The organism is Pelomonas sp. Root405 (genome assembly GCF_001425165.1).
Classification (GTDB): Bacteria; Pseudomonadota; Gammaproteobacteria; order Burkholderiales; family Burkholderiaceae_C; genus Pelomonas.
Genome location: NZ_LMDU01000001.1, coordinates 614,463 through 637,402, shown reverse-complemented (window position 1 = coordinate 637,402; position 22,940 = coordinate 614,463). Strand labels below are relative to the sequence as shown.

The window sequence follows — 22,940 nt, the reverse complement described above, 5'->3', positions numbered from 1 at the left end:
CCAGTCGATCACGCGCGGTCGAGCCGCGCCTGGGCGAGCAGCCACAGGCACAGGTGCGGGTAGTCGATGCCCACGGCCTGCGCGGCCTTGGGGACGAGGGAGTGCGAGGTCATGCCCGGGCTGGTGTTCATCTCCAGCAGGAAGGGCTTCATGTCGGCTTTGCGCAGCATCAGATCGGCGCGGCCCCAGCCGCGGCAGCCGAGCAGGCGGTAGGCGTGCAGCACCAGTTGCCGGATTTCGGTTTCCAGCGCAGCGGGCAACGTACCGAACAGGTACTTCGTGTCGTTGGAGACGTACTTGTTCTCGTAGCTGTAGTCGCCGCCCTCCGCGCGGATCTCGACGACTGGCAGCGCGACCGCATCGGTGCCCTGGCCCAGCACGGCACAGGTGACCTCGGGGCCTTCGATGCACTGCTCGAACAGCAACTCGTCGTCAAAGCCGAGCGCCAGCTCGACGGCGCCTTGCATGTCCGAGTAGCCGGCCGCCTTGGTGATGCCGATGCTGCTGCCCTCATGCGGCGGCTTCACGACGACGGGCAGGCCAAGCTCGTCGGGAATCGTTCGGATGCGTTCGCGCGTCAGCTCGGCGCGCGACAGCGCCAGATATTGCGGCGTCGGCAGGGCCTCAACGGCCCACAGCCGCTTGGTCATGGTCTTGTCCATCGCGACGCCGGAAGCCGTCACGCCGGAGCCGGTGTAGGGGATGCCCAACCATTCAAGCGCGCCCTGGATCGTGCCGTCCTCGCCGCCGCGGCCGTGCAGTGCGATGAAGGCACGCGCGAATCCCTCGTCCTTCAGCGCCTGCAACGGTCGCTCGGCGGGATCGAAGGCGTGGGCATCGACGCCGACAGCCTGCAGCGCGGCCAGCACGCCGCCGCCACTCATCAGCGACACCGGCCGCTCGGCGCTGTGGCCGCCCAGCAGCACGGCGACGCGGCCGAGGCTCTTGGCATCGATGTTCAGGTCGATCGGCGGGTTCATGCCGAAGCTCCTTCAGGGAAATGCGCGGCAACCCGCCCCGGCAGCGAGCTCATCGAGCCCGCGCCCATGCCGATGACGACATCGCCGTCGCGCGTCAGCGCCGCCAGCGCGGCCGGCATGTCGGCCACACCGGGGACGAAATGCGGCGTGCCGACGGCCTCGGCGAGCGCCGCGCCAGTGGCGCCTTCGACGGGCGCCTCGCCCGCCGAATACACCTCGGTCAGCAGCACGACATCGGCGCCGCGCATCACGCGCACGAAGTCGGCAAAGCAGTCCCGCGTGCGCGTGTAGCGGTGTGGCTGAAAGGCCAGCACGAGGCGGCGGCCCGGGTAGGCGCCGCGGGCGGCGGCGAGCACGGCGGCCATCTCCACCGGGTGGTGGCCGTAGTCGTCGATCAATGCGAAGCGCCCGCCATCCGCCGCCGGCCATTCACCGTGCTTCTCGAAGCGGCGACCCACGCCGGAGAAGTTGGCCAGCGCCTTCAGGATGTCGGCGTCCGCGCAGTCCAGCTCGGTCGCGATGGCGATGGCCGCAAGCGCGTTGCGCACGTTGTGCTCGCCAGCCAGGTTCAACAGCACCTCGATGTCTTCGCATGCTTCGCGCTGACAGGTGAAGCGCATCTGCGCATCGGCCAACGCCTGCACGTCGACCGCGCGAACGCTGACGCCGGCCGACAGGCCGTAGCTGACGACCGGGCGCTCGATGCGGCCGAGCACAGCCTGCACGCCGGGGTCGTCCGCGCAGACCACCGCCGCGCCGTAGAAAGGCATGCGATGCAGAAACTCGACGAAGGCCTCGTGCAGGCGCTCGACCGAATGGCCGTAGGTGTCCATGTGGTCCTCGTCGATGTTGGTGACGACGGCCAGCACGGGGCTGAGCTTCAGGAAGGACGCATCGCTTTCGTCGGCCTCGACGACGATGAACTCGCCCTGCCCCAGGCGCGAGTTGGCGCCGGCGGCGTTCAACTTGCCGCCGATGACGAAGGTCGGGTCCAGGCCCGCCTCGACGAGGATGGCGGTGACGAGAGACGTCGTCGTCGTCTTGCCGTGCGTGCCGGCGATGGCTATGCCGCGGCGCAGCCGCATCAGCTCGGCCAGCATGATGGCGCGTGGCACGACGGGGAGCTGGCGCACGCGTGCGGCCTGCACCTCGGGGTTGTCAGCCGCAACCGCGGTGCTCGTCACCAGGGCCTGCGCCTCGCCGATGTTGGGCGCCGCATGGCCGATCTCGACGCGCAGGCCCAGGGCCCGCAGCCGCTCGGTCGTCGCGCTCTCGACGGCGTCCGAGCCGCTGACCGTGAAGCCAAGGTTGTGCAGGATTTCCGCGATGCCGCTCATGCCGGCGCCGCCGATGCCCACGAAATGCAGCCGTTGAACCGCGTGCTTCACTTCAACATTCCTTCGATTTCGTCGGCCACCCGAGCGGCCGCGCGGGGCCTGGCCAGCGCGCGAGCCTTCTCGCCCATCGCCAGCAGCGCGCTCCGGTCCAGGGCGCTCAGCAGCTCGTGCAGACTGGCCGGCGTCAGCTCGGTCTGCGGCAGGTGGATGGCGGCGCCGTGCTGGGCCATGAAGACGGCGTTGTCACGCTGGTGCGACGTGGTGCTGACGACCAGCGGCACCAGCACCGCGGCACAGCCGGCTGCGCAGAGCTCGCTGACGGTGATGGCGCCCGCGCGGCAGACGACGACGTCGGCCCAGGCGAGTGCCGCCGCCATGTCGTCGATGAAGGGCCGCACTTCGGCCGACAGGCCGGCGTCGGAGTAGGCCTGCCAGACGGCGCCCAGGTGGTCCTGCCCCGACTGGTGCAGCACCTGCGGGCGCTGCTCCTCCGGCCACAGCGCCAGCGCCTCGGGCAGCGCTTGGTTGATCGCGCGCGCGCCGAGCGAGCCGCCCAGCACCAGCAGGCGCAGCGGCCCAATGCGGTCGGCGAAGCGCTCGGCCGGCAGCGGCAATGCCTCGATCTCGGCGCGCACCGGGTTGCCGCTGACGATGGCACCGCGCGTCGACGCCGCGGCCGCACCGTCGAAGCCGAAGGCGATGCGGCGCGCAAACGGCTTGAGCGCGGCATTGCTCTTCAGCATCGCCGCGTCGGCATTGACCAACATCAGCGGCCGGCCGGTCAGCGCGGCTGTCAGGCCGGCGGGCACGCAGACATAGCCCCCCATGCCGAGCACGGCCGTCGCATGGCGCTGCTCATAGACGCGCCGCGCCTGGCCCAGCGACTTGAAGAATCCGACGATGCCGCGCAGCGTGTGTTTGAGCCCCTTGCCACGCAGGCCCGCGAAGGGCAGCGCGTCCAGCTCGATGCCGCGCGCTGGCACCAGGCGGTTCTCCATGCCGTGCGGCGTGCCGATCCACGACACGGTCCAGCCGCGGCGCTGCATTTCCTCGGCCACCGCAAGACCGGGAATGACGTGGCCGCCCGTGCCGGCGGCCATGACGACGAGGTGGCGACCGCTCACGAACGCCCTCCTCTCATCAGCTGCCTGTTCTCCAGGTCGATGCGGAGAACCACCGCCAACGCCACGCAGTTCATCAAGATCGCCGAGCCACCAAAGCTCATCAGCGGCAGCGTCAGCCCCTTGGTCGGCAGCGCGCCCAGGTTGACGCCCATGTTGATGAAGGCCTGGCCGCCCATCCAGATGCCGATGCCTTGCGCGTACAGGCCCGCGAACACGCGGTCCAGCGCGATGGCCTGGCGGCCGATCAGGAAGCAGCGGCGGGTCAACCAGAAGAACGCAAGGATCACCACGGCCACTCCCGCAAAGCCCAGTTCCTCGCCGATGACGGCGAGCAGGAAGTCGGTGTGGGCTTCGGGCAGGTAGTGCAGCTTCTCGACGCTGCCGCCCAGGCCCTGGCCGAACCACTCGCCGCGGCCGAAGGCGATCAGGCTGTGGGTCAGCTGGTAGGCCTTGCCCTGCGCATACTTCTCATCCCAGGGGTTGAGGTAGGCAAAGATGCGCTCGCGGCGGAACTCGCTGAAGCTGATCATCAGTACGAAGGCCCCCACCAGTACCAGCGTGATCAGCAGGAACATGCGGCCATTGACGCCCCCCAGGAAGAGGATGCCCATCGCAATCGTCGCGATCACCATGAAGGCGCCCATGTCGGGCTCGGCCAGCAGCAGCAGGCCGACGAAGGCCAGCGAGATCGCCATCGGCGTGACGGCGCGGAAGAAGTTCTCCCGCGCATCCATCTTGCGCATCATGTAGTTCGCCGCGTACAGCGCCATGCCGAACTTGGCCAGCTCAGACGGCTGGAAGTTCATGACGCCCAGCGGAATCCAGCGCCGGGCGCCATAGACCACCTTGCCGACGCCCGGGATCAACACGATCACCAGCAGCACCAGCGAGATGACGAAGAGCCAGGGCGCATAACGCTCCCACAGTGCAACGGGGATCTGCACCGTGATGAGGCCGGCGGTCAGCGCGAAGCCGATGGCCACCATGTGGCGCGTCAGGAAATGCGTGGGCAGGTATTTCGCGAAGCGCGGGTTGTCGGGCAGCGCGATGGAGGCTGAATAGACCATCAGCAGGCCCACGGCCATCAGTGTGAGCACGACCCAGACCATCGTGATGTCGAAACCCTGCAGCTGCGTGGGGCGCCCGGCGGAGGTGGAAACCCAGTCGCGCACCGGCACGGCGGCGCCGGCGTCGTCGCCGCCGCGCTTGAACAGGCCTTGCAGACGCTCGGTAAAGACGGCGATCACAGGGCCACCCCGCGCTCGTCGGCCAGCTGCTGCACCGTCGCGACAAAGACCTCGGCGCGGTGGGCGTAGTTGCGGAACATGTCCAGGCTGGCGCAGGCCGGCGACAGCAGCACGCTGTCGCCTGGCTGCGCCTGCTGCAGGCACCAGGCGGTTGCCGCTTCGAGCGTGGCGTGGTGCTGCATCGGAACGCCGGTGTTGGCCAGCGCCGCTTCGATCTGCGCGGCGTCACGGCCGATCAACGCAACGGCGCGCACATGACGCTCGACGCCCGCCGCCAGCGGTGCGAAGTCCTGGCCCTTGCCGTCGCCGCCAAGGATGAGCACCAGCTTGGCCGGTGTGCGGTCGGCGCCCAGACCCGAAATCGCAGCGACGGTGGCGCCGACATTGGTGCCCTTGGAATCGTCGAAGAACTCCACGCCGTCGATGCTGCCGACCGGCTCGACGCGATGCGGCTCGCCGCGGTACTCGCGCAGGCCGTGCAGCATCGGTGCCAGCTCGCAGCCGGCGGTCGTCGCCAGCGCCAGCGCAGCCAGTGCATTCGCGGCGTTATGCCGGCCGCGCACTCGCAGCGCGTCGGCCGGCATCAGTCGCTGGATGATGAGGGGCTCGGCTTCCTCACCCTTCTTGCGCTTGATCGTCGGGTCCAGCTCAAGCGCGCGCACCAGCCACGTCAGGCCGCCCTCGTCGACCAGGCCGAAGTCGCCGGCCGAGCGCGGCGGGTTCAGGCCGAAGCGCACGACCCGGCGTGACACGGTGCGGCCGGGCTTGCCGCGGCTGCCCTTGACCAAGACGGGCGCGGGGACCAGCGCTTCGACCTCGGCGTCATCGCGGTTGACCACCAGCACCGACTCGCGGCCGAAGACGCGCGCCTTGGCCCGGCCGTAGCCGGCCATGTCCCCATGCCAATCGAGATGGTCCTGGGTCAGGTTCAGCACGGCGCCGGCGGTCGGCTCGAAGCTGACGACGCCATCGAGCTGGAAGCTGGACAGCTCCAGCACCCAGACCTCGGGCAGCGTCTCGAACACCGGGCCGCGTGGCGGCGGCGGATCGATGGGCAGCGGCGCATCCTCATCGGGCAGCACGGCAGCTTCATCCGCCCCTTCTTCCTCGACAGGCGCGTCGTCGACCTCGGCTGCGGTGACTTCCACCGGCGTCGCGACCGGCGCCGGATCTGGCTCCTTGTCCAGCGCTTCGGTCAGCGTGTCCAGCAGTGTCGGGCCGATGTTGCCGGCGATGGCCACGCGCTTGCCCGCGCATTCGACCAGCAGGCCGGTCATGCAGGTCGTCGTCGTCTTGCCGTTGGTGCCCGAGATGGCAAGCACGGCAGGCGAATAGCCGTGCTGCGCCTTGGCCGCCGCCAACGCGTCGGCGAACAGATCCAGTTCACCGCGCACCGCGGGGCCGTGCGCATAGACCGCTGCCAATCGCGCGTCCAGCGGCGACAGGCCGGGGCTCTTCAGCACCGCGTTGAAGCCCGCCGCGATCTCTGCCGTCAGCTCGCCGGTGATGGAGGCCGCCGCATCACCGAGTGCGCCCAGCGCGGCCAACTGCGGCGGCTGCTCGCGCGAGTCCCACACGGTGACCTGCGCGCCGAAGCGCGCACACCAGCGGGCCATCGCGAGACCGGAGTCCCCGAGGCCCAGCACGAGCACGCGCTGTTGGGCGAATTGCGGCAGGTCCAGCTTCATGCGGCTACCGCAGCTTCAAGCTCGCCAGGCCGACGAGGCACAGCAGCATCGTGATGATCCAGAAGCGGATGACGACCTGGGTCTCGTTCCAGCCGCTCTTCTCGAAGTGGTGGTGCAGCGGAGCCATCTTGAAGATGCGCCGGCCCTCGCCGAACTTCTTCTTCGTGAACTTGAACCAGCTGACCTGCAGCATCACGCTCAACACTTCGGCCACGAAGATGCCGCCCATGATGCCGAGCACGATTTCCTGGCGCGTGATGACGGCCAGTGTGCCCAGGCCGCCGCCCAAAGCGAGCGCGCCGACGTCGCCCATGAACACCTGCGCCGGGTGGGCGTTGAACCACAGGAAGGCCAGGCCCGCGCCGGCCATCGCGGCGCAGAAGATCAGCAGCTCGCCGGCGCCCGGGATGTAGGGCAGCAGCAGGTATTTGGAGAACACCGACGAGCCGGTCAGGTAGGCGAACAGACCCAGGGCCGAGCCCACCAGCACGACCGGCATGATGGCCAGGCCGTCCAGCCCGTCGGTGAAGTTCACCGCATTGCTGGTGCCGACGATGACGAAGTAGGCCAGCGCCACGAAGCCCCACACGCCCAGCGGCATGCTGATGGTCTTGAAGAAGGGGATCAGCAGGTCGGCCTTGGGCGGCAGCTCGGTCGAGAAGCCGCTGGAGACCCAGCGGAAGAACAGCTGCACGACGCCGAGGAAGCTCGTCTCCGACACGCTGAACGCGAGGTAGAGCGCGGCGACCAGGCCGATCAGCGATTGCCAGAAGAACTTCTCGCGGCTGCGCATGCCCTCGGGGTTCTTGTCGACGACCTTGCGCCAGTCGTCCACCCAGCCGACGGCGCCGAAGCCCATCGTGACGAGCATGACAACCCAGACGAAGCGGTTGCTCCAGTCGAACCACAGCAGCGTCGAGACGCCGATGCCGATGAGGATGAGCACGCCGCCCATCGTCGGCGTGCCGGCCTTGGCCAGATGCGCCTGCACGCCGTAGCTGCGCACGGGCTGGCCGATCTTCATGGCGGTCAGGCTGCGGATGACCCAGGGCCCGAAGGCCAGGCCGATCAGCAGCGCGGTCATCGCCGCCATCACCGCACGGAAGGTGATGTACTGGAAGACGCGCAGAAAGCCGAGGTCGGGGTAGAGCCCCTGCAGCCACTGGGCCAGGCTAAGCAGCATGCGCGCCTCCGTTGGCGGTGTTGTTCTTCTGCAGTGCGGCGACCACTTGTTCCATCTTCATGAAGCGCGAGCCCTTGACCAGGGTCTGGGCCGCGTCGGGTTGCTCGGCGAGCGCGGCGATCAGCGCGCCCGTGTCGTCGAAGGCGCGGGCGTTCGAGCCATAAGCCGCAGCGGCATCGCGAGCCGCGGCACCGGCGGTCCAGAAGTGGGCGATGCCGCGCTCGGCCGCATAGGCGCCGACCTCGCGATGGAAGGCCGGGCCGTCGTTGCCGACCTCGCCCATGTCGCCCAGCACCAGCCAGCCGTCGCCAGGCATGCCGGCCAGCACGTCGATGGCGGCGCGCACGCTGTCGGGGTTGGCGTTGTAGCTGTCGTCGATCAACGTGCGACCGCGCGCATCGCGCTTCAGCTCGGAGCGACCCTTGACGGCGCGGAAGGACTCCAGCCCCTGGCCAATGGCTGTCAGCGGGGCCCCGGCCGCGAGCGCACAGGCAGCAGCGCCCAGCGCGTTGCGCACGTTGTGCTCGCCGGCCATCTGCAGGGCGACCGGTACGCTGCCCGCCGGCGTGTGGATCTCGACCGCCCAGTGCGTGCCCATCCAGGCGGCCTCGCCGGTGACGTCCGCCTCGCCGCGCAAGGCAAAGCTCAGGTGCGGGCGCGAGCCCGCCAGCTCCAGCCAGATCGGCGCGCAGGCGTCCTCGGCCGGGAAGACGGCGCAGCCGGTCAGGCCCAGCGCCTCGATGACGGCACCGTTCTCGCGGGCGACGGCCTCGACCGTGGCCATGAATTCCTGATGCTCGCGCTGGGCGTTGTTGACCAGCGCCACGGTCGGCTGCGTCATCGCCGCCAGCGGCGCAATCTCGCCGGGGTGGTTCATGCCCAGCTCGACGACGGCGGCGCGGTGGCTCAACTCATCGTCATGGCGCAGGCGCAGCAGCGTCAGCGGCACGCCGATGTCGTTGTTGTAGTTGCCTTCCGTCGCCAATGCGGCATCACCGACCCAGGCGCGCAGGATGCTGGCGATCATCTGCGTCGTCGTCGTCTTGCCATTGCTGCCGGTGACGGCGATGACGGGCAGCTGCTGCTGGCGGCGCCAGGCGGCGGCGAGCTGGCCGAGGGCGGCTTTGGCGTCGGGCACCAACAGGCCCGGCAGCGCGCCCAGGTTGCGCTCGGCCAAAGCCGCCACGGCGCCCGCGGCCTGGGCTTCGCTGAGGAAGTCGTTGGCGTCGAAGCGCTCGCCACGCAGCGCGACGAAGAGGTCACCCGCGCGCAGCGTGCGGGTGTCGCTGTGCACGCGGGCAAAAGCGGTCGCGCCGTCGCCGACCAGGATCGATCCCGGCAGCAGCGCCTGCGCCTCGGCCAGCGTGAGGAAATGACTCACAGCCCCGCCCTTTCCAGCAGCGCCGCGCGCGCCTCGGCCACATCGGAGAAGGGCCGTCGCACGCCATTCACTTCCTGGTAGTCCTCGTGGCCCTTGCCGGCGATCAGCACGATGTCGCGCGAGCCGGCTTGCGTGATCGAGAAGCGGATGGCCTCTTCGCGCGCTTCGAGCACGACGGCATCGGGGGCGGCCACGGCAATGTCGGCCAGGATCTGGGCGGGCGGCTCGGTGCGCGGGTTGTCGCTGGCCAGCACGATGCGTGCGGCCAGGCGCGCGGCGATGGCGCCCATCTGCGGCCGCTTGCCGCGGTCACGGTCGCCGCCGCAGCCGAACACGCAGACCAGCTCGCCGCCACGTGCGCGGGCCAGGCCTTGCAGGGCGGACAAGGCCTTGTCGAGTGCGTCCGGCGTGTGGGCGTAGTCGACCACGACCTGGGGCAGTTCGCGGCCATTGCCGACGCGCTGCATGCGGCCCGGCACCGGCGTCACACGGCCCAGCACGCGGGCCACATCGGCCAGCGCGACGCCTTGCGCGCGCAGCGCACCGGCCACGCCGAGCAGGTTGGCCGCGTTGTAGTCGCCGATCAGGCTGGTCTGCACGGGCAGGGACTCGGCGCCCTCTTGCAGGGCAAAGGCCAGGCCATCGCCGGTGTAGTGCAGGTCGCGGGCCGACAGGCGTGCCTTCATCGGCATATCAGTGCGGTCGACGCCTGTGGTCCAGACATCCAGCGAGGCCAGCTCGGCGGCGAGGCTGGCGCCCTTGGGATCGTCGAGGTTGACGACCGCCGCGCGCAGGCCGGGGAAGCTGAACAGCGCCCGCTTGGCCGCCCAGTAGGCGTCCATCGTGCGGTGGTAGTCGAGATGGTCCTGGGTGAAGTTGGTGAACACGGCCACGCGCACGGCGCTGCCGGCCAGGCGGCCCTCGACGATGCCGATGCTGGACGCCTCGATGGCGCAGGCCGCGAAGGCGTCGTCGCGCATGCGCGCAAACGCCGCCTGCAGCAGCACGGGGTCAGGGGTTGTCAGGCCGTTGTAGTCGAGCTTGGGCGGCTCGCCGATGCCCAGCGTGCCGACCACGCCGCAGCGCTTGCCCAGCTGCGCCATCGCCTGCGCGATCCACCAGGCCGACGAGGTCTTGCCGTTGGTGCCGGTGACGGCGATGACGTCCAGCGTGTCGGTGGGCTTGCCGAAGAAGGCCGCGGCGATCTCGCCGGTACGGGCCTTCAGGCCGGGCAGCGACGCGACGCGGGCATCGACGAAGCCGAAGCGCTCGACATCGGCATCCTCCACCAGGCAGGTGGCCGCGCCGGCGGCGAGCGCGGCGGCGACGAACTCGCGGCCATCGCGCGCATAGCCGGGCCAGGCGATGAAGGCATCACCGGGCTGGACCTGGCGGCTGTCGGTGCGCAACGTGCCGGTGCACCATTCGGCAAGCCAGCGGGCGGCGGCTTCGGGGGACTTGAGTCGAGTCAGCATCAGAAACTTTCCTCGACCGGCACGGCCTTCTGGTTGGCGACGATCTGGCTTTTCACGTCCAGGTCGGGCGCGACGTTCAGCAAGCGCAAGGTCTGCGCGGTGACCTGGCTGAACACCGGGCCGGCGACGGCGCCGCCGTAATAGACGCCGGCGGTGGGCTCGTCGACCATGACGGCGACGACGATGCGCGGCTTGTTGATGGGCGCGACGCCGACAAACCAGGAGCGGTACTTGTTGGTGTAGCCGCGGCCTTCCTGCTTGTGCGCCGTGCCGCTCTTGCCGCCCACGCTGTAGCCGGGCACCTGGGCCAGCCGCGCGGTGCCGGCGGGGCCGGCAGCGTCCTGCAGCATGCTGCGCACGTCGCGCGCGACCTCGGGGCTGAAAACGCGGATACCCGGCACCGGGTGGTCATGCGGCTGGCGCAGCATGCTGACCGGGATGATCTCACCGTCGCGCGCAAACACCGTGTAGGCACGCGCCAGCTGGAACAGTGACGCCGACAGGCCGTAGCCATAGCTCATCGTGGCCTGCTCGATGGGCCGCCAGGTCTTGTAGGGCCGCAGCTTGCCGGAGACCGCACCGGGGAAGCTGATCTGCGGACGCTGGCCCAGGCCGATGGCCGTGAACATCTCGTGCATCTCGCGCGGCGGCATCTGCATGGCCAGCTTGGTCGTGCCGATGTTGCTGGACATCTGGATGACCTCGTGCACCGTGATCATGCCGTGCGGCTTGGTGTCGCTGATGACCGCGCCCTGGAAGGGATAGCGGCCATTGCCGGTGTCGACGAGGGTCTGCGGCTTGACGCGGCCCGTCTCCAGCGCCAGGCCGGCGATGAAGGGCTTCATCGTCGAGCCCGGCTCGAAGACATCCGTCAGCGCGCGGTTGCGCAACTGCTCGCCGGACAGGTTCTTGCGGTTGCCCGGGTCATAGCTTGGGAAGTTGGCCAGCGCCAGCACCTCGCCGCTTTGCACGTCCAGCACCACGACCGAGCCGGCCTTGGCCTTGTTGGCCGCCACCGCGTCGCGGATGCGCTGGTAGGCGAAGAACTGCACCTTGGAGTCGACCGACAAATCGATGTCGCTGCCATTGGCGGCGGGCACGATGTCGCCGAAATCCTCGACGACGCGGCCCAGGCGGTCGCGCACGACGGAGCGCGAACCGTCGCGGCCCTGCAACTCCTTCTGGAAGGCCAGCTCGATGCCCTCCTGGCCGCGGTCCTCGACATTGGTGAAGCCGACGACATGGGCCGCCGCCTCGCCCTCGGGATACTTCCGGCGGTACTCGCGGTCCTGGAAGATGCCCTTGAGGCCGAGGGCCTTCACCTTGGCGGCGGTCTCGTCATCGGCCAGGCGCTTGAGCCAGACGAAGCGCGTCTCGGGGTTGAGCTTGGCTTCGAGCTCGCTGCGCTTGATGCCCAGCACCTTGGCCAGAGCCTGGCGCTTCTCGGGGTCGGCGTCGACTTCCTTGGGAATGGCCCAGATCGATGGCACCGCCACGCTCGCAGCCAGCACCTGGCCGCTGCGGTCGTTGATGCGGCCCCGGCTGGCCGGCAGCTCCAGCGTGTGGGCGTAGCGGGCCTCACCCTGCTTCTGGAAGAACTCAGTGTGCAGGATTTGCACATAGACCGCGCGGCCCAGCAGGCCGGCAAAAGCCAAGCCGACGAGGGCGACCAGAAAGCGCGAGCGCCACGGCGGCGTCTTGGACGCCAGCAGCGGGCTGGTGGAGTAGGTGACGCCGCGGCCCGAACCCAGGGAGCGTGCGCCGGACTTGGGCGCCTTGATCACTGGGGCACCCCTGAGGCAACCACGGCCGGCGAGATCAACCGCATGCCCAGGCGCTCGCGCGCGACCTGCTCGACGCGCAGGTTGGTGGCCTGGGCATGGCGCTCGGCCTTCAGGCGCTCGGCGTCGGCGGCCAGCCGCTGACCCTCGGCCTTGGTGCGCTCGCGTTCGGCGAACAGGCGGCGCGCCTCGTAGGCGTTGTGCACCAGCACGAGGCCGGTGGCCAGCACGGCCAGGATGAGGATGAGGTTGAGCTTTGCCATGTCAGCGCCGCGACGTGACCGGCGGAAGGGGCGCGTCGGTGCGCTCGGCGATGCGCAGCACGGCGGAGCGCGCACGCGGATTGGCGGCCACCTCGGCGTCGCTGGGCTTGATGCGGTCCAGCGCATTCAGGATCAGCGGCGCGGCTGGCGCGAAAGGCGCACGGCGGTCGAACACGGCCTTGCTGTGCTCGGCGATGAATTGCTTGACGCGGCGGTCTTCCAGCGAGTGGAAGCTGATGATGGACAGCCGCCCGCCGGGAGCCAGCAGGCGCAGCGCCGCGCTCAGCCCTTGCTCAAGTTCTTCAAGCTCGCCATTGACATGAATCCGAAGGGCTTGAAAGGTACGCGTGGCCGGGTCTTGGCCGGGCTCGCGGGTCTTGACCGTGCGAGCCACGAGTTCGCGCAGTTCGTCGGTGCGCGTGAGCGGCGTGCCGGCTTCCCGGCGAGCAACAACCGCCTTTGCAATCTGTGAAGCAAACCGTTCTTCGCCATAGTCCTTGATCACCCGTGCAATCTCGCGCTCGTCGGCGCGCGCCAGGAAGTCGGCCGCGCTGATGCCACGGGTCGTGTCCATGCGCATGTCCAGCGGGCCGCTGAAGCGAAAGCTGAAGCCGCGCTCGGGGTTGTCGATCTGTGGGCTGGACACACCCAGGTCCAGCAGCACACCATCCACCTGATGAACCCCCATGCCCGCGAGTTGATCGGCCATGTCGGCGAACGCGCTGTGGCAGATGGAAAAGCGCGGGTCCTGGATGGCGGCCGCCGCAGCGACCGCCTCGGGGTCGCGGTCGATGCCGATCAGCCGCCCTTGCGGCGCCAGCTTGGCCAGCAACGCGCGCGAGTGCCCGCCGCGACCGAAGGTGCCATCCACGTAGACGCCGTCCGGGCGCGCAAGCACACCGTCGACCGCCTCGTTCAGCAGCACGGTGGTGTGGCGGAACTCGGCGCTCGGGTTCACGTCGGCGCCCATCAGAAGCTGAAGTCCTTGAGCGCTTCGGGCAGCGGCCCGGCCATCACCTCGGCCTCGTGGGCGGCGTGGGCCTGCGCGTCCCACAGCTCGAAGTGGCTGCCCATGCCGAGCAACATCACATCGCTCGTCAGACCGGCGCTCTTGCGCAGTTCGGGCGAGATCAGCACGCGCGACGCCGAGTCGATGTCGACGTCCATCGCGTTACCGAGAAAAACACGCTTCCAGCCGGCGGCGGACATCGGCAGCGCGGCCACCTTGTCGCGGAAGGCCTCCCAGGTCGGGCGCGGGAACAGCATGAGGCAGCCGTCGGGATGCTTGGTGACGGTCAGCCGGCCCTGGCAGATCAGCTGCAGTACCTCGCGGTGTCGGCTGGGCACACTCAGACGACCCTTGGCGTCTAACGCCAAGTTGGAGGCCCCCTGAAAGACTATTTCCGACACTTTTCACCACCGTACGACACTTCCTCCCACTTTAAGTGCCGCACCCCACCGGGTCAAGGTTGCGCACAAGTTTTTTCAATGAAATCAATCACTTAGCGACAACTGTTTATATATACAGCCGAAGAAAAAATAACGTTGAAAAATAAGGACTTGCTGGCGCATTGAAAAGTTTCAGTTGAAGTGACGCGCCCAGAGGGCAGCGGTCTGCGCGCATGACTTGGCGGCCGGCGCCAGAGGGAGACGCCGCCACAGCTGGGACGCGCGGCAGGGTTTTGCCGCACATATCACGGCAAGCCTTTTTGACAGCGCGCTCATAACGAATGGGGCGCGGCGATTTCTGCTGAAATTTCGGGCTGTTACAGCCGCGTCTGCGCTTCCAGCAACAGCGGCGTTCTCACATCCAACGAAGGCGCCCATGAACTTCCTGTCCCGTATGCGCATCGGCGCGCGCCTCGCCGCCGGTTTCACGGTGGTGATCGCCTGCCTGATGGCCATGGCCGGGCTGGGCTACTACGGCATCCAGACGCTCAATCGCGAGGTCAGCCAGCTGATCAGCAGTGACTACAAGGCGGTGGCGCTGGCCAACAAGGCCAAGGCGGAGTTGGGCGACGCCTCGCGCAGCATGATGACGACGCTGATCATGACGGGCGAGGAGCAGATCAAGAAGGAACTGGATACGGTTGCCGCCCTGATGGCCGCTCACGAGAAGACCATGGCCGAACTGGAGCCGCTGCTGCGCGACGAGGCCAGCCTGGAGCAACTCAAGGTCGTCAAGGAGGCCCGTGCCAAGTTCGTGCCGGCGCAGGCTTCTTTCGTGAAGACGGTGGCCTCGGGCGATACCGAGGGCGCGCCGCTGAAGTTCCAGTTCTCGGTACGCGCGGCCCAGATCCGGTACCTGGCCGCACTGGACAAGCTGGTGGAGACCCGCAATGCGGCGATGGATGCCGCCGGCCTGAAATCCAATGGCGTGGCCCGCAAGACCGAATTGCTGCTGGCCGGCCTGGCCGTGGCGGCCATCATCGCCAGCGTGCTGACCGGCGTGCTGGTCACGCGCGGCATCGTCGTGCCGCTGCGCGGCGCGGTGAGCGTGGCGCGCAAGGTGGCCTCCGGCAACCTGACCAGCGAGATCGAGGTGCGCAGCCGCGACGAGACCGGCGAATTGATGCAGGCCCTGCACGACATGAACGAAAGCCTCAAGGGCATCGTCGGCCGCGTGCGCGAGGGCACCGAGTCCATCGCCGCGGCCTCCAGCGAAATTGCGAGCGGCAACATGGACCTGTCGGTGCGCACCGAGGCGCAGGCGGCGTCACTGGAGCAAACCCTGTCGGCCATGAAGACGCTGACGGACGCGGTGCAGCAGAACGCGCAAAACGCCCAGCAGGCCAATCAACTCGCCAAGGCCGCCTCCCAGGTGGCCGGTGAAGGCGGCGCGGTGGTGGCCAAGGTCGTGACGACCATGGGCAGCATCGATGCGTCGTCCAAGAAGATCGTCGACATCATCAGCGTCATCGACGGCATCGCCTTCCAGACCAACATCCTGGCGCTGAATGCCGCCGTCGAAGCAGCCCGCGCCGGCGAACAGGGCCGCGGCTTCGCGGTCGTCGCGGGTGAGGTGCGCTCGCTGGCCGGCCGCAGCGCCGATGCCGCCAAGGAGATCAAGCGCCTGATCGGCGACTCGGTCGAGAAGGTGGCCCAGGGGAGCGAGTTGGTGGCCAAGGCCGGCAGCACCATGCAGGGCGTGGTGGCGAGCGTGCAACGGATGACCGACATCATGGGCGAGATCACTCACGCCAGCGCTGAACAGAGCACCGGCATCGAGCGCGTCACGCATACCATCCACGACATGGACAAGAGCACGCAGCAGAACGCCGCGCTGGTGGAAGAAGCCGCCGCCGCAGCTGACTCGCTGCGCGCTCAGGCCCATGGCCTCGAAGAGGTCGTCAGCCTCTTCAAGCTTGAGGCCTCGCGCTGAAGCGCGGACACCCCACCCCCCCAAAAGATCAGGAGACTGCATGAAGACGCACAACGCCATCCGATGGATTGCCGGCCTGGGCCTCGCCTTGGGGCTGGGCGGCGCAGCACAGGCCATCGAAGTCGGCGGCCTGAAGTTTGATGACACGGTCAGGGTCGCCGGCAAGGAGCTCAAGGTCAACGGCGCCGGCGTGCGCACGCGCATCGTCGTCAAGGTCTATTCGCTCGTTCTGTACCTGCCCGAGAAGAAGGACACCGCAGCCGGCGTGCTGGAGACCCAGGGCCCGCGCCGCTTCAGCCTCGGCCTGCTGCGCGAGGTGACCGGTGATGACCTGGGGCAGGCCTTCATGGCCGGCATCACGGCCAACACCGACAAGGCCGAGCGCTCCAAATACGTGAACCAGCTTGCCCAGTTCGGCGACGCCTTCGTCAGCATCCCCCAGGGCAAGAAGGGCGATGTCATCACCGTGGACTGGGTTCCCGATACCGGCACCGTCATGACCTACAACGGCAAGCCGCTGGGCGAACCGATGAAGGATGTCAATTTCTACAACGCCATCCTGAAGATCTGGCTGGGCGACAAGCCGGTCGATTCCTCACTCAAGCCCCAACTGCTGGGCAAGGGCTGATACGGCCATGTTCCATCAGCCGCGTCACGCCGCCTGTGCGCCGTGGCGCGGTTTGCTTTGCGCAGCACGTTGTTGTGGCAGCATGACCGCATCTTGAGCCGCAAGCCCTCGTCATCGCTCTTTGCCGCACTGGCCCTCGGCGCCAGCATCGGCTTGCTGCTGCCGGCGCTCATCGTTGGCGGGCTCTTCATCGGGCTGCGCGAATCCAAGGTGGCCGAGCAGTCCTTGCAGCGCGACCTCGACGCCAAGCTCGACGTGCTGGCCAGCAGCCTGCCCGAGCTGCTGTGGAACCTCGACGCCGTCGCCGCGCGCGAGGTCGTGTCGGCCATCGTCAAGTCGCCGGAGGTCGTGCGCGTCAGCGTCAGCGATGCGTCGCAGGGCCTGCCCTTCATCGAGAGCCATCTGCCCGAGCGGCGCCGGGGCGACACGCTGACCGGTGAACGCGACATCCTGCGCGGCGCCACACGCATCGGCCACATCCAGATCGAGATCGACGACCACCTCAGCAAGACGGCCGTGCTGCGCCAGCGCTGGCTCTACGGCGCCACCGTCGGCGGGCAGCTGCTGGCCTCGCTGGCGCTGGTGCTGTGGCTGCTGAACTCGCGCCTGTTCCGCCCGCTGCGTGAGCTGGGCGGCTTTGCCAACGACCTGGCCGAGGGCCGCTTCAGCGCCAAGCTCGACCACAAGCGTCAGGACGAGATCGGCCTGCTCGGCGGTCACCTCGAGCACATGCGAGACGCACTGCAGCAGCAGTTCGACGCCCAGCGCAGCCTGATCGAGCGGCTGCGCGGCATGGCCGAGACGGTGCCCGGCGTTGTCTACCAGTTGCGACTGGCAGTCAATGGCGAGTTCTCGTTTGCCTATGTCAGCGAGGCGGTGCGCGAGTACTTCCTGCTCGGCAGCGCCGAGCTCAGCCGCAGCGCCACGCCCTGGTTCGAGCGCATCCACCCCGAGGACCGCGCCGCCGTGCGCGACAGCCTGCTGGCTTCCGCGCGGTCCTTGAGCCCCTGGCAGCAGGAGTTCCGTACGCCCCAGGCCGACGGCAGCGAGCGCTGGTTGTATGGCAACGCCATCGCCCAGCGAGAGGCCGACGGCAGCGTGCTGTGGCACGGCTTCCTGACCGACATCTCGCGCCAGCGTCGCGACGCCCTGGAGCTGGAGCGTTATCGCCACCACCTGGAAGAACTCGTCGAGGCGCGCACGGCCGAGCTGGCGGATGCCACCGAGGCGGCGCAGGCCGCCAGCCTCGCCAAGAGCGCTTTCCTGGCCAACATGAGCCACGAGATCCGCACGCCGATGAATGCCATCATCGGCCTGACCTACCTGGCCCAGAGCGACACCATCGAGCCCGAGCAGCAGCAGCGCCTGCAGAAGGTGGCCAACGCCGCCGAACACCTGCTCAGCGTCATCAACAACGTGCTGGACTTCTCCAAGATCGAGGCAGGCAAGGTGGGATTGGAACAACGCGACTTCACGGTCGACCAGGTGCTGGACAACATCGCCAACATGACGACCCAGGCCGCTGCGGCCAAGCGCCTGCGGGTTGAGACCGACATCGCACCGGACTTGCGCGGCCGCACCTTCATCGGCGATCCGCAGCGCATCTCCGAGGTGTTGTTGAACTTTGCCGGCAATGCGGTCAAGTTCACCGAGCACGGCTTCGTGCGGCTGGCCGTGCGCCAGGACGAGCGTCAGCCGCAGGCCGGCCTGGCGCTGCGCTTCGAGGTGCAGGACAGCGGCATCGGCATCGCTTCCGAGGCGCAGGCGCGGTTGTTCCGCGACTTTGAACAGGCCGACAGCTCGACGACGCGGCGCTATGGCGGTACCGGCCTGGGCCTGGCCATCTGCCGGCGGCTGGCCGAGCTGATGGGCGGCCGGGTTGGCGTTGAAAGCGTGCTCGGCCAGGGCAGCACCTTCTGGTTCACGCTGGATGTGCAGGCCGCCGCGCATGCACCGGCCGTGGCCGTTGCGCCGCCGCGGCATCATTCCGCGCGCGAACGCCTGGCCGAGCTGGCCAAGAGCGAGCCGCGCCGCATCCTCCTGGCCGAGGACAACCCGGTCAACCAGGAGGTTGCCGTCGCCCTCATTGGCAGCGCCGGCCTGGGCGTTGACGTGGCCGCCGACGGTCAGCAGGCCGTCGACATGGTGCAGGCCGGCGACTACGCCCTGGTGTTGATGGATGTGCAGATGCCCGTCATGGACGGGCTGGACGCGACACGCGCGATCCGCCGCCTGCCCAGCGGCAGCAAGCTGCCCATCCTGGCCATGACGGCCAATGCCTTCGACGAGGAACGCCAGCGCTGCCTGGATGCCGGCATGGACGACCACGTCGCCAAGCCTGTCGTGGCCGAACAGCTGTTCACGACCTTGCACGACTGGCTGTCGGGAACGCGCACGACCGGTAGAGGCTAGGGCGTGCCCAGCGACTCCTTGATGAGTCGCCCCGAACCGGCCTGCAGCGGCCTCGCATTCATCGGGTAGAGCCTGGCGAAGATGCCAAGCTGCTGGGCCGTCATGGCCACAGGCTGCCGCATCACCATCCACAGCACGCCTTCACTGCAGGGCGGCGTCGTCATCGACCCCATGAAGGTGTAGTAGCCGCGCTCGGCCGGCAGCAACTGGTTCAGGTCGATCTGCACCTGCGCGGGCAAGGCCTCGCCCTTCTCCAGCGGCAGATTGGCCCAGACGGTCTGCACCAGCGGCTGGGGCTTGTCGTCTTTGCCGCGCTCCAGCAGCACGGCGACGATCGCCAGCCGCCCCTGCGCATCCTTGTGCACGAGGTGGGCGGCCATGTCGAACTGCTTGCCGTTGATGCGTTCCTCGCTGGGGCGATGGAAGTGGAACTGCTGCAGCTCGTAGCGCCGGCCCATCACCGTGAGGCCGTTGCCTGGCGCGACGTTGATCTGGACGGTGTGACCGTTGTCCAGCACCGAGAAGCTGCTGGACCGGTAGTCAAAGGCGATCGTCTCCAGATCGACGGCCAAGCCCTCGCGGATGTCGATGGGGCTTTGCCGCGTGCCGACGGCGCACAGCTTGTTCTCGGGGGCCAGCTCGGCCCAGCGCTCCGGGCCGATGTCGCCGGCATAACCCCAGTGGGCGGGCGGCTTGCCAGCCGTCTTGGCGGGCTTGGCCGGTTTCAGCGCCCTGGGCGCGGTCTTGGCGCTGGCAGCGCCCTCGGCCTGGGTCGACAGGCGCTCGGCCAGCCGCTGGCGCAGCACCTCAACCGGTTCCTTGGGCTCCTTGGGCTCCTGCGCCTGGGCGCCAAGCGCGAGCAGGCAGGCGGCAATGGCGACGCGCGTTTTCATGTCCCCAGGTTTTCGGCACAAGCCGCGCCGGCTTGAGGGTGCATGTGCGGGACTCCTCCGCCCGCTCAAGTCGCGACGGAACGCCTGACGCCGTACCAGGCCGTCAGCCCGATCAGCATCATGGTCGCCGAAGCCAGGGCCAGGGCGACGGTCGAGTGCATGACCAGCGGCACCAGCAGGCCGGCGACCAGGCCGTTGGCCGCCGAGCCGATGCAGGCCTGCAGCGACGACGCCATGCCGCGGCGCTCGGGCACCTGGTCCAGCACCAGCAGCGTGACGACCGGCACCATCAGCGCCCAGCCGAAGGCGAACAGGCCGACCATGGGGAGCGCCCACCAGGCGCTCAGCGGTGCGAACAGGTTGAGCAGGATGTTGGCCACGGACACGGCCACCATGATGCGGAAGCCCCGCATGATTTGGCGCTGCGCCGACATCTTGCCCGCCAGCCGGCCGCTGAGCGCGGCGCCAGCCATGATGCCGCCAATGGAGCACAGGAAGAACCAGACGAACTGCTGCGGCGCGAACTGCAGATGTTCGCCGAGGAAGACCGGCGTGGCCAGCACGTAGAGGAACATGCCGTTGAACGGAATGCCGCTGGCCAGCACCAGCATCATGAACTTCGGGCTGGTGCACAGCCGCCAGTACTCGCGCATCAGTGAGCGCACATTGAAGGGCTGCACCATGTCTGCATGCAAGGTCTCGGGCAGCAGCCGCCAGTTCGAGACGAACAGCACTGCGCCAATCGCCGTCAGGAACCAGAAGATCGAATGCCAGTCGGCATGCACGAACAGGAAGCCGCCGATGATGGGCGCGATGGCTGGCGCCACGCCGAAGAAGATCGTCACCTGCGACATCACGCGCTGCGCATCGCTGGGCGGAAACATGTCCCGGATGATGGCCCGCGACACGACGATGCCGGCACCTGCCGACATGCCCTGCACCGTGCGCCAGAACACCAGCTCGCCGATCGAGGTGGCCACCGCGCAGCCGAAGCTGGCCGCCGTGAACACGGCCAGGCCGATCAGCACGACGGGCCGGCGGCCGAAGCAGTCCGACAGCGCGCCATGGAAGAGATTCATCACCGCAAAACCGAGCAGATAGGCTGACAGCGTCTGCTGCATCTGCACCGGCGTCGCATCCAGCGCCGCCGCGATGCCGGCGAATGCCGGCAGATAGGTGTCGATGGAGAAGGGCCCGACCATGGCCAAACAGGCCAACAGCACTGACAGGGCCCAACGTGGCGCGCGCCAAAGGCGGCTGGCTTCAGGATTCATCGGAGGCGCTCGGAGGTGGGCGGCCAGTTTAGGGCTGGCGCCCGTGGGCGCCGCAAGGTCACGTCAGGCGGTCGATGATTTCGAGGGTCGAGCGCCGGGCCGCTCGCAAGCCGGCCCGTCTGGCGGCGTGCTTGCCGGTCCATCCGGCAAGCATTGCCGTCCCCGAGGGGGACCGACCAGGCTTGCCGCGTTCAGCGGGGTGCGCCTGGGCGAGGGGCGGCACCTCACGCCGTCTTGAACTGCGCAATGACATCCAGCAGGCCCGCAGCCTGCTGTTGGAGGCTTTCGGCCGCGGCAGCGCTCTGCTCGACCAGGGCGGCGTTCTGCTGCGTGCCCTGGTCGATGGACGCGACCGCCTGGTTGACCTGGCCGATGCCGCTGCTCTGCTCATTGGCCGAAGCGTTGATCTCGGCCATCAAGTCCGTCATGCGGCGCACCTGGCTGACGATGTCGCCCATCGTGGAGCCGGCCTCGCCGACGAGCTGGCTGCCGGCAGCCACCTTCTCGACGCTGGCGCCGATCAGGCTCTTGATCTCGCGCGCCGCCTGGGCGCTGCGCTGGGCCAGTGCCCGCACCTCGCCAGCCACCACGGCAAAGCCGCGGCCCTGCTCGCCGGCACGCGCCGCTTCCACGGCGGCGTTCAGGGCAAGGATGTTCGTCTGGAAGGCGATGCCGTCGATGGTGCCGATGATGTCGGCAATCTTGCCGCTGGCTTCGCTGATCTCACCCATCGTCACAACGACGCGCTGCACGACATCACCGCCGCGGCCGGCCACCTCGGTGGCCGCGCTGGCCAACTGACTCGCCTGGCGCGAACTCTCGGCGGTCTGCTGCACGGTCGACGTCATCTGCTGCATGGACGCCGCGGTCTGCTGAAGCGCGCTGGCCTGCTGCTCGGTGCGGCTGGAGAGGTCCTGGTTGCCGCTGGCAATTTCCTGCGACGCGGTGGCGATGCTGTCCGCCGACTGGCGCACGCGGCCGACCATGTCGATCAGGCCGTCGTTCATGCGCTTGAGCGCGGCCAGCAACTGGCCGGTCTCGTCGCTGCTGTCGACGACGATGTCGGAGCTCAAGTCGCCCGACGCCACGGCCTCGGCCAGGTTCACGGCCCGCTGCAGCGGCCGCGTGATGGCATTGCTCAGCGCCCAGCCCAGCAGCACCGCAGCGGCCACGGCCGCCACGGCGGCCACAAGCATCAATGCGCGGTCGCGGCCGAAGGCCGCCTCGGCCTGCTGCACGCGCATCGCCGCCTGCTGGCCCTCATAAGTGATGTAGTCATCGGTCGCCTTCATCAGCGCGGCCAGCAACGGCCGGCACTCCGCGTTCATCTTCGCCACGGCCTCATCGTGCTGTCCACCGAGCGCCATGCCGACGATGGCCAGCGCGACCGGCCCGTACCGGGCCTCGACGCGCTCGATCTCGGCCACCAGCGAGGCGTCGCTGTCGCCAAGGTCGGCGGCGTGGGCCAGGGCCTGCTTGAGCCGCGCCAGCGATTGCTGCACGTCCTCATGCGCCTTCGTGACAGCCGCCTTCTCGGTCTCCAGGTCGGCCGCTGCGGTGACCAGCACCAGGTTGCGCGCCGCAATCGCGCGCCGCGCCGCTGCGCCGCGGACCTCGTCGACCATGCGCTCGCGATGGCCGACGCCTTCGAGGTAGTCGGTAAAGCGCTGGTTCGCGCGGCTCAGCGAACTCAGCGCCAGGCCGGCCACGAGCAGCACCACAGCGGCCAGCAGGGCGAAGCCCAGCATCAGTTTGGGCCGCAGGCGCAGTTGGCTCAGCTTCATCTCATCTCCCTTGGCATTGCCAGGCCTTGAGCGACCCGATGCTCGCGTGCATCGGGCCGAGGCCGACACTGCAATTTGGTCGATGGCGGGCAGAACCGCAAGGGCGCT

At 68.6% G+C, this 22,940-nt stretch carries 18 protein-coding genes; 3 read left to right on the top strand and 15 right to left on the bottom strand.

Annotation, left to right across the window (positions count from 1 at the left end; genetic code table 11):
• Positions 1-8: 8 nt before the first annotated feature.
• From ASC81_RS02800 to mraZ, 12 genes are read right to left on the bottom strand one after another with little or no spacing between them, the layout of a single operon-like run.
• Positions 9-980, bottom strand: coding sequence for a D-alanine--D-alanine ligase (locus tag ASC81_RS02800; RefSeq protein WP_156391682.1), 972 nt, complete (start codon positions 978-980; stop codon positions 9-11).
• Positions 977-2,368, bottom strand: coding sequence for a UDP-N-acetylmuramate--L-alanine ligase (gene murC / locus ASC81_RS02795; RefSeq protein ID WP_056262413.1), 1,392 nt, complete (start codon positions 2,366-2,368; stop codon positions 977-979). Before murC ends, ASC81_RS02800 begins: the two co-directional genes overlap by 4 nt.
• Positions 2,365-3,441, bottom strand: a complete 1,077-nt coding sequence (gene murG, locus ASC81_RS02790; RefSeq protein WP_082536210.1) for an undecaprenyldiphospho-muramoylpentapeptide beta-N-acetylglucosaminyltransferase — start codon at positions 3,439-3,441, stop codon at positions 2,365-2,367. The genes murC and murG overlap by 4 nt, the downstream gene beginning before the upstream one ends.
• Positions 3,438-4,685 carry a putative lipid II flippase FtsW gene (gene ftsW / locus ASC81_RS02785; RefSeq protein WP_369820840.1) on the bottom strand — a complete coding sequence of 416 codons (1,248 nt, stop codon included), beginning with the start codon at positions 4,683-4,685 and terminating at the stop codon, positions 3,438-3,440. Before ftsW ends, murG begins: the two co-directional genes overlap by 4 nt.
• Positions 4,685-6,376: a UDP-N-acetylmuramoyl-L-alanine--D-glutamate ligase gene (gene murD / locus ASC81_RS02780; RefSeq protein ID WP_056262408.1), complete on the bottom strand. Its 1,692-nt coding sequence runs from the start codon at positions 6,374-6,376 to the stop codon at positions 4,685-4,687. The genes ftsW and murD overlap by 1 nt, the downstream gene beginning before the upstream one ends.
• 4 nt (positions 6,377-6,380) lie before the next feature.
• Positions 6,381-7,559: a phospho-N-acetylmuramoyl-pentapeptide-transferase gene (gene mraY, locus ASC81_RS02775; RefSeq protein WP_056262405.1), complete on the bottom strand. Its 1,179-nt coding sequence runs from the start codon at positions 7,557-7,559 to the stop codon at positions 6,381-6,383.
• The gene (murF, locus tag ASC81_RS02770; RefSeq protein ID WP_056262403.1) at positions 7,549-8,940 is read right to left on the bottom strand and encodes a UDP-N-acetylmuramoyl-tripeptide--D-alanyl-D-alanine ligase; all 1,392 of its coding nucleotides are present in this window, start codon (positions 8,938-8,940) and stop codon (positions 7,549-7,551) included. Before murF ends, mraY begins: the two co-directional genes overlap by 11 nt.
• Positions 8,937-10,415, bottom strand: a complete 1,479-nt coding sequence (locus ASC81_RS02765; protein ID WP_056262399.1) for a UDP-N-acetylmuramoyl-L-alanyl-D-glutamate--2,6-diaminopimelate ligase — start codon at positions 10,413-10,415, stop codon at positions 8,937-8,939. The genes murF and ASC81_RS02765 overlap by 4 nt, the downstream gene beginning before the upstream one ends.
• On the bottom strand, positions 10,415-12,199 hold the full coding sequence (locus ASC81_RS02760) for a penicillin-binding protein 2 (protein ID WP_056262398.1): 1,785 nt from the start codon (positions 12,197-12,199) through the stop codon (positions 10,415-10,417). Before ASC81_RS02760 ends, ASC81_RS02765 begins: the two co-directional genes overlap by 1 nt.
• The gene (ftsL, locus tag ASC81_RS02755; protein ID WP_056262396.1) at positions 12,196-12,459 is read right to left on the bottom strand and encodes a cell division protein FtsL; all 264 of its coding nucleotides are present in this window, start codon (positions 12,457-12,459) and stop codon (positions 12,196-12,198) included. The genes ASC81_RS02760 and ftsL overlap by 4 nt, the downstream gene beginning before the upstream one ends.
• A 1-nt stretch (position 12,460) precedes the next feature.
• Positions 12,461-13,429, bottom strand: coding sequence for a 16S rRNA (cytosine(1402)-N(4))-methyltransferase RsmH (gene rsmH / locus ASC81_RS02750; RefSeq protein ID WP_056262393.1), 969 nt, complete (start codon positions 13,427-13,429; stop codon positions 12,461-12,463).
• Positions 13,429-13,860, bottom strand: coding sequence for a division/cell wall cluster transcriptional repressor MraZ (mraZ, locus tag ASC81_RS02745; RefSeq protein WP_056264202.1), 432 nt, complete (start codon positions 13,858-13,860; stop codon positions 13,429-13,431). Before mraZ ends, rsmH begins: the two co-directional genes overlap by 1 nt.
• A 424-nt stretch (positions 13,861-14,284) precedes the next feature.
• On the opposite strand from mraZ, the gene ASC81_RS02740 reads away from it, so the two are divergent.
• The 3 genes from ASC81_RS02740 to ASC81_RS02730 all read left to right on the top strand — a co-directional run bounded on the left by ASC81_RS02740 (position 14,285) and on the right by ASC81_RS02730 (position 18,881).
• Positions 14,285-15,841 carry a methyl-accepting chemotaxis protein gene (locus ASC81_RS02740; RefSeq protein WP_056262390.1) on the top strand — a complete coding sequence of 519 codons (1,557 nt, stop codon included), beginning with the start codon at positions 14,285-14,287 and terminating at the stop codon, positions 15,839-15,841.
• Positions 15,842-15,881: 40 nt separating this feature from the next.
• Positions 15,882-16,469, top strand: a complete 588-nt coding sequence (locus ASC81_RS02735; RefSeq protein WP_082536208.1) for a chalcone isomerase family protein — start codon at positions 15,882-15,884, stop codon at positions 16,467-16,469.
• A 93-nt stretch (positions 16,470-16,562) separates the two neighbouring features.
• Positions 16,563-18,881: an ATP-binding protein gene (locus ASC81_RS02730; protein WP_156391680.1), complete on the top strand. Its 2,319-nt coding sequence runs from the start codon at positions 16,563-16,565 to the stop codon at positions 18,879-18,881.
• On the opposite strand, the gene ASC81_RS02725 is transcribed toward ASC81_RS02730, so the two are convergent.
• From ASC81_RS02725 to ASC81_RS28145, 3 genes are all read right to left on the bottom strand, one after another.
• The gene (locus ASC81_RS02725) at positions 18,878-19,774 is read right to left on the bottom strand and encodes a carbonic anhydrase (protein ID WP_082536206.1); all 897 of its coding nucleotides are present in this window, start codon (positions 19,772-19,774) and stop codon (positions 18,878-18,880) included. The two genes, ASC81_RS02730 and ASC81_RS02725, sit on opposite strands and share 4 nt — an antisense overlap.
• Before the next feature lie 65 nt (positions 19,775-19,839).
• Positions 19,840-21,048 carry a multidrug effflux MFS transporter gene (locus tag ASC81_RS02720; RefSeq protein WP_056262384.1) on the bottom strand — a complete coding sequence of 403 codons (1,209 nt, stop codon included), beginning with the start codon at positions 21,046-21,048 and terminating at the stop codon, positions 19,840-19,842.
• 224 nt (positions 21,049-21,272) lie between these two features.
• Positions 21,273-22,832, bottom strand: a complete 1,560-nt coding sequence (locus ASC81_RS28145; protein ID WP_056262381.1) for a methyl-accepting chemotaxis protein — start codon at positions 22,830-22,832, stop codon at positions 21,273-21,275.
• Positions 22,833-22,940: the final 108 nt, after the last annotated feature.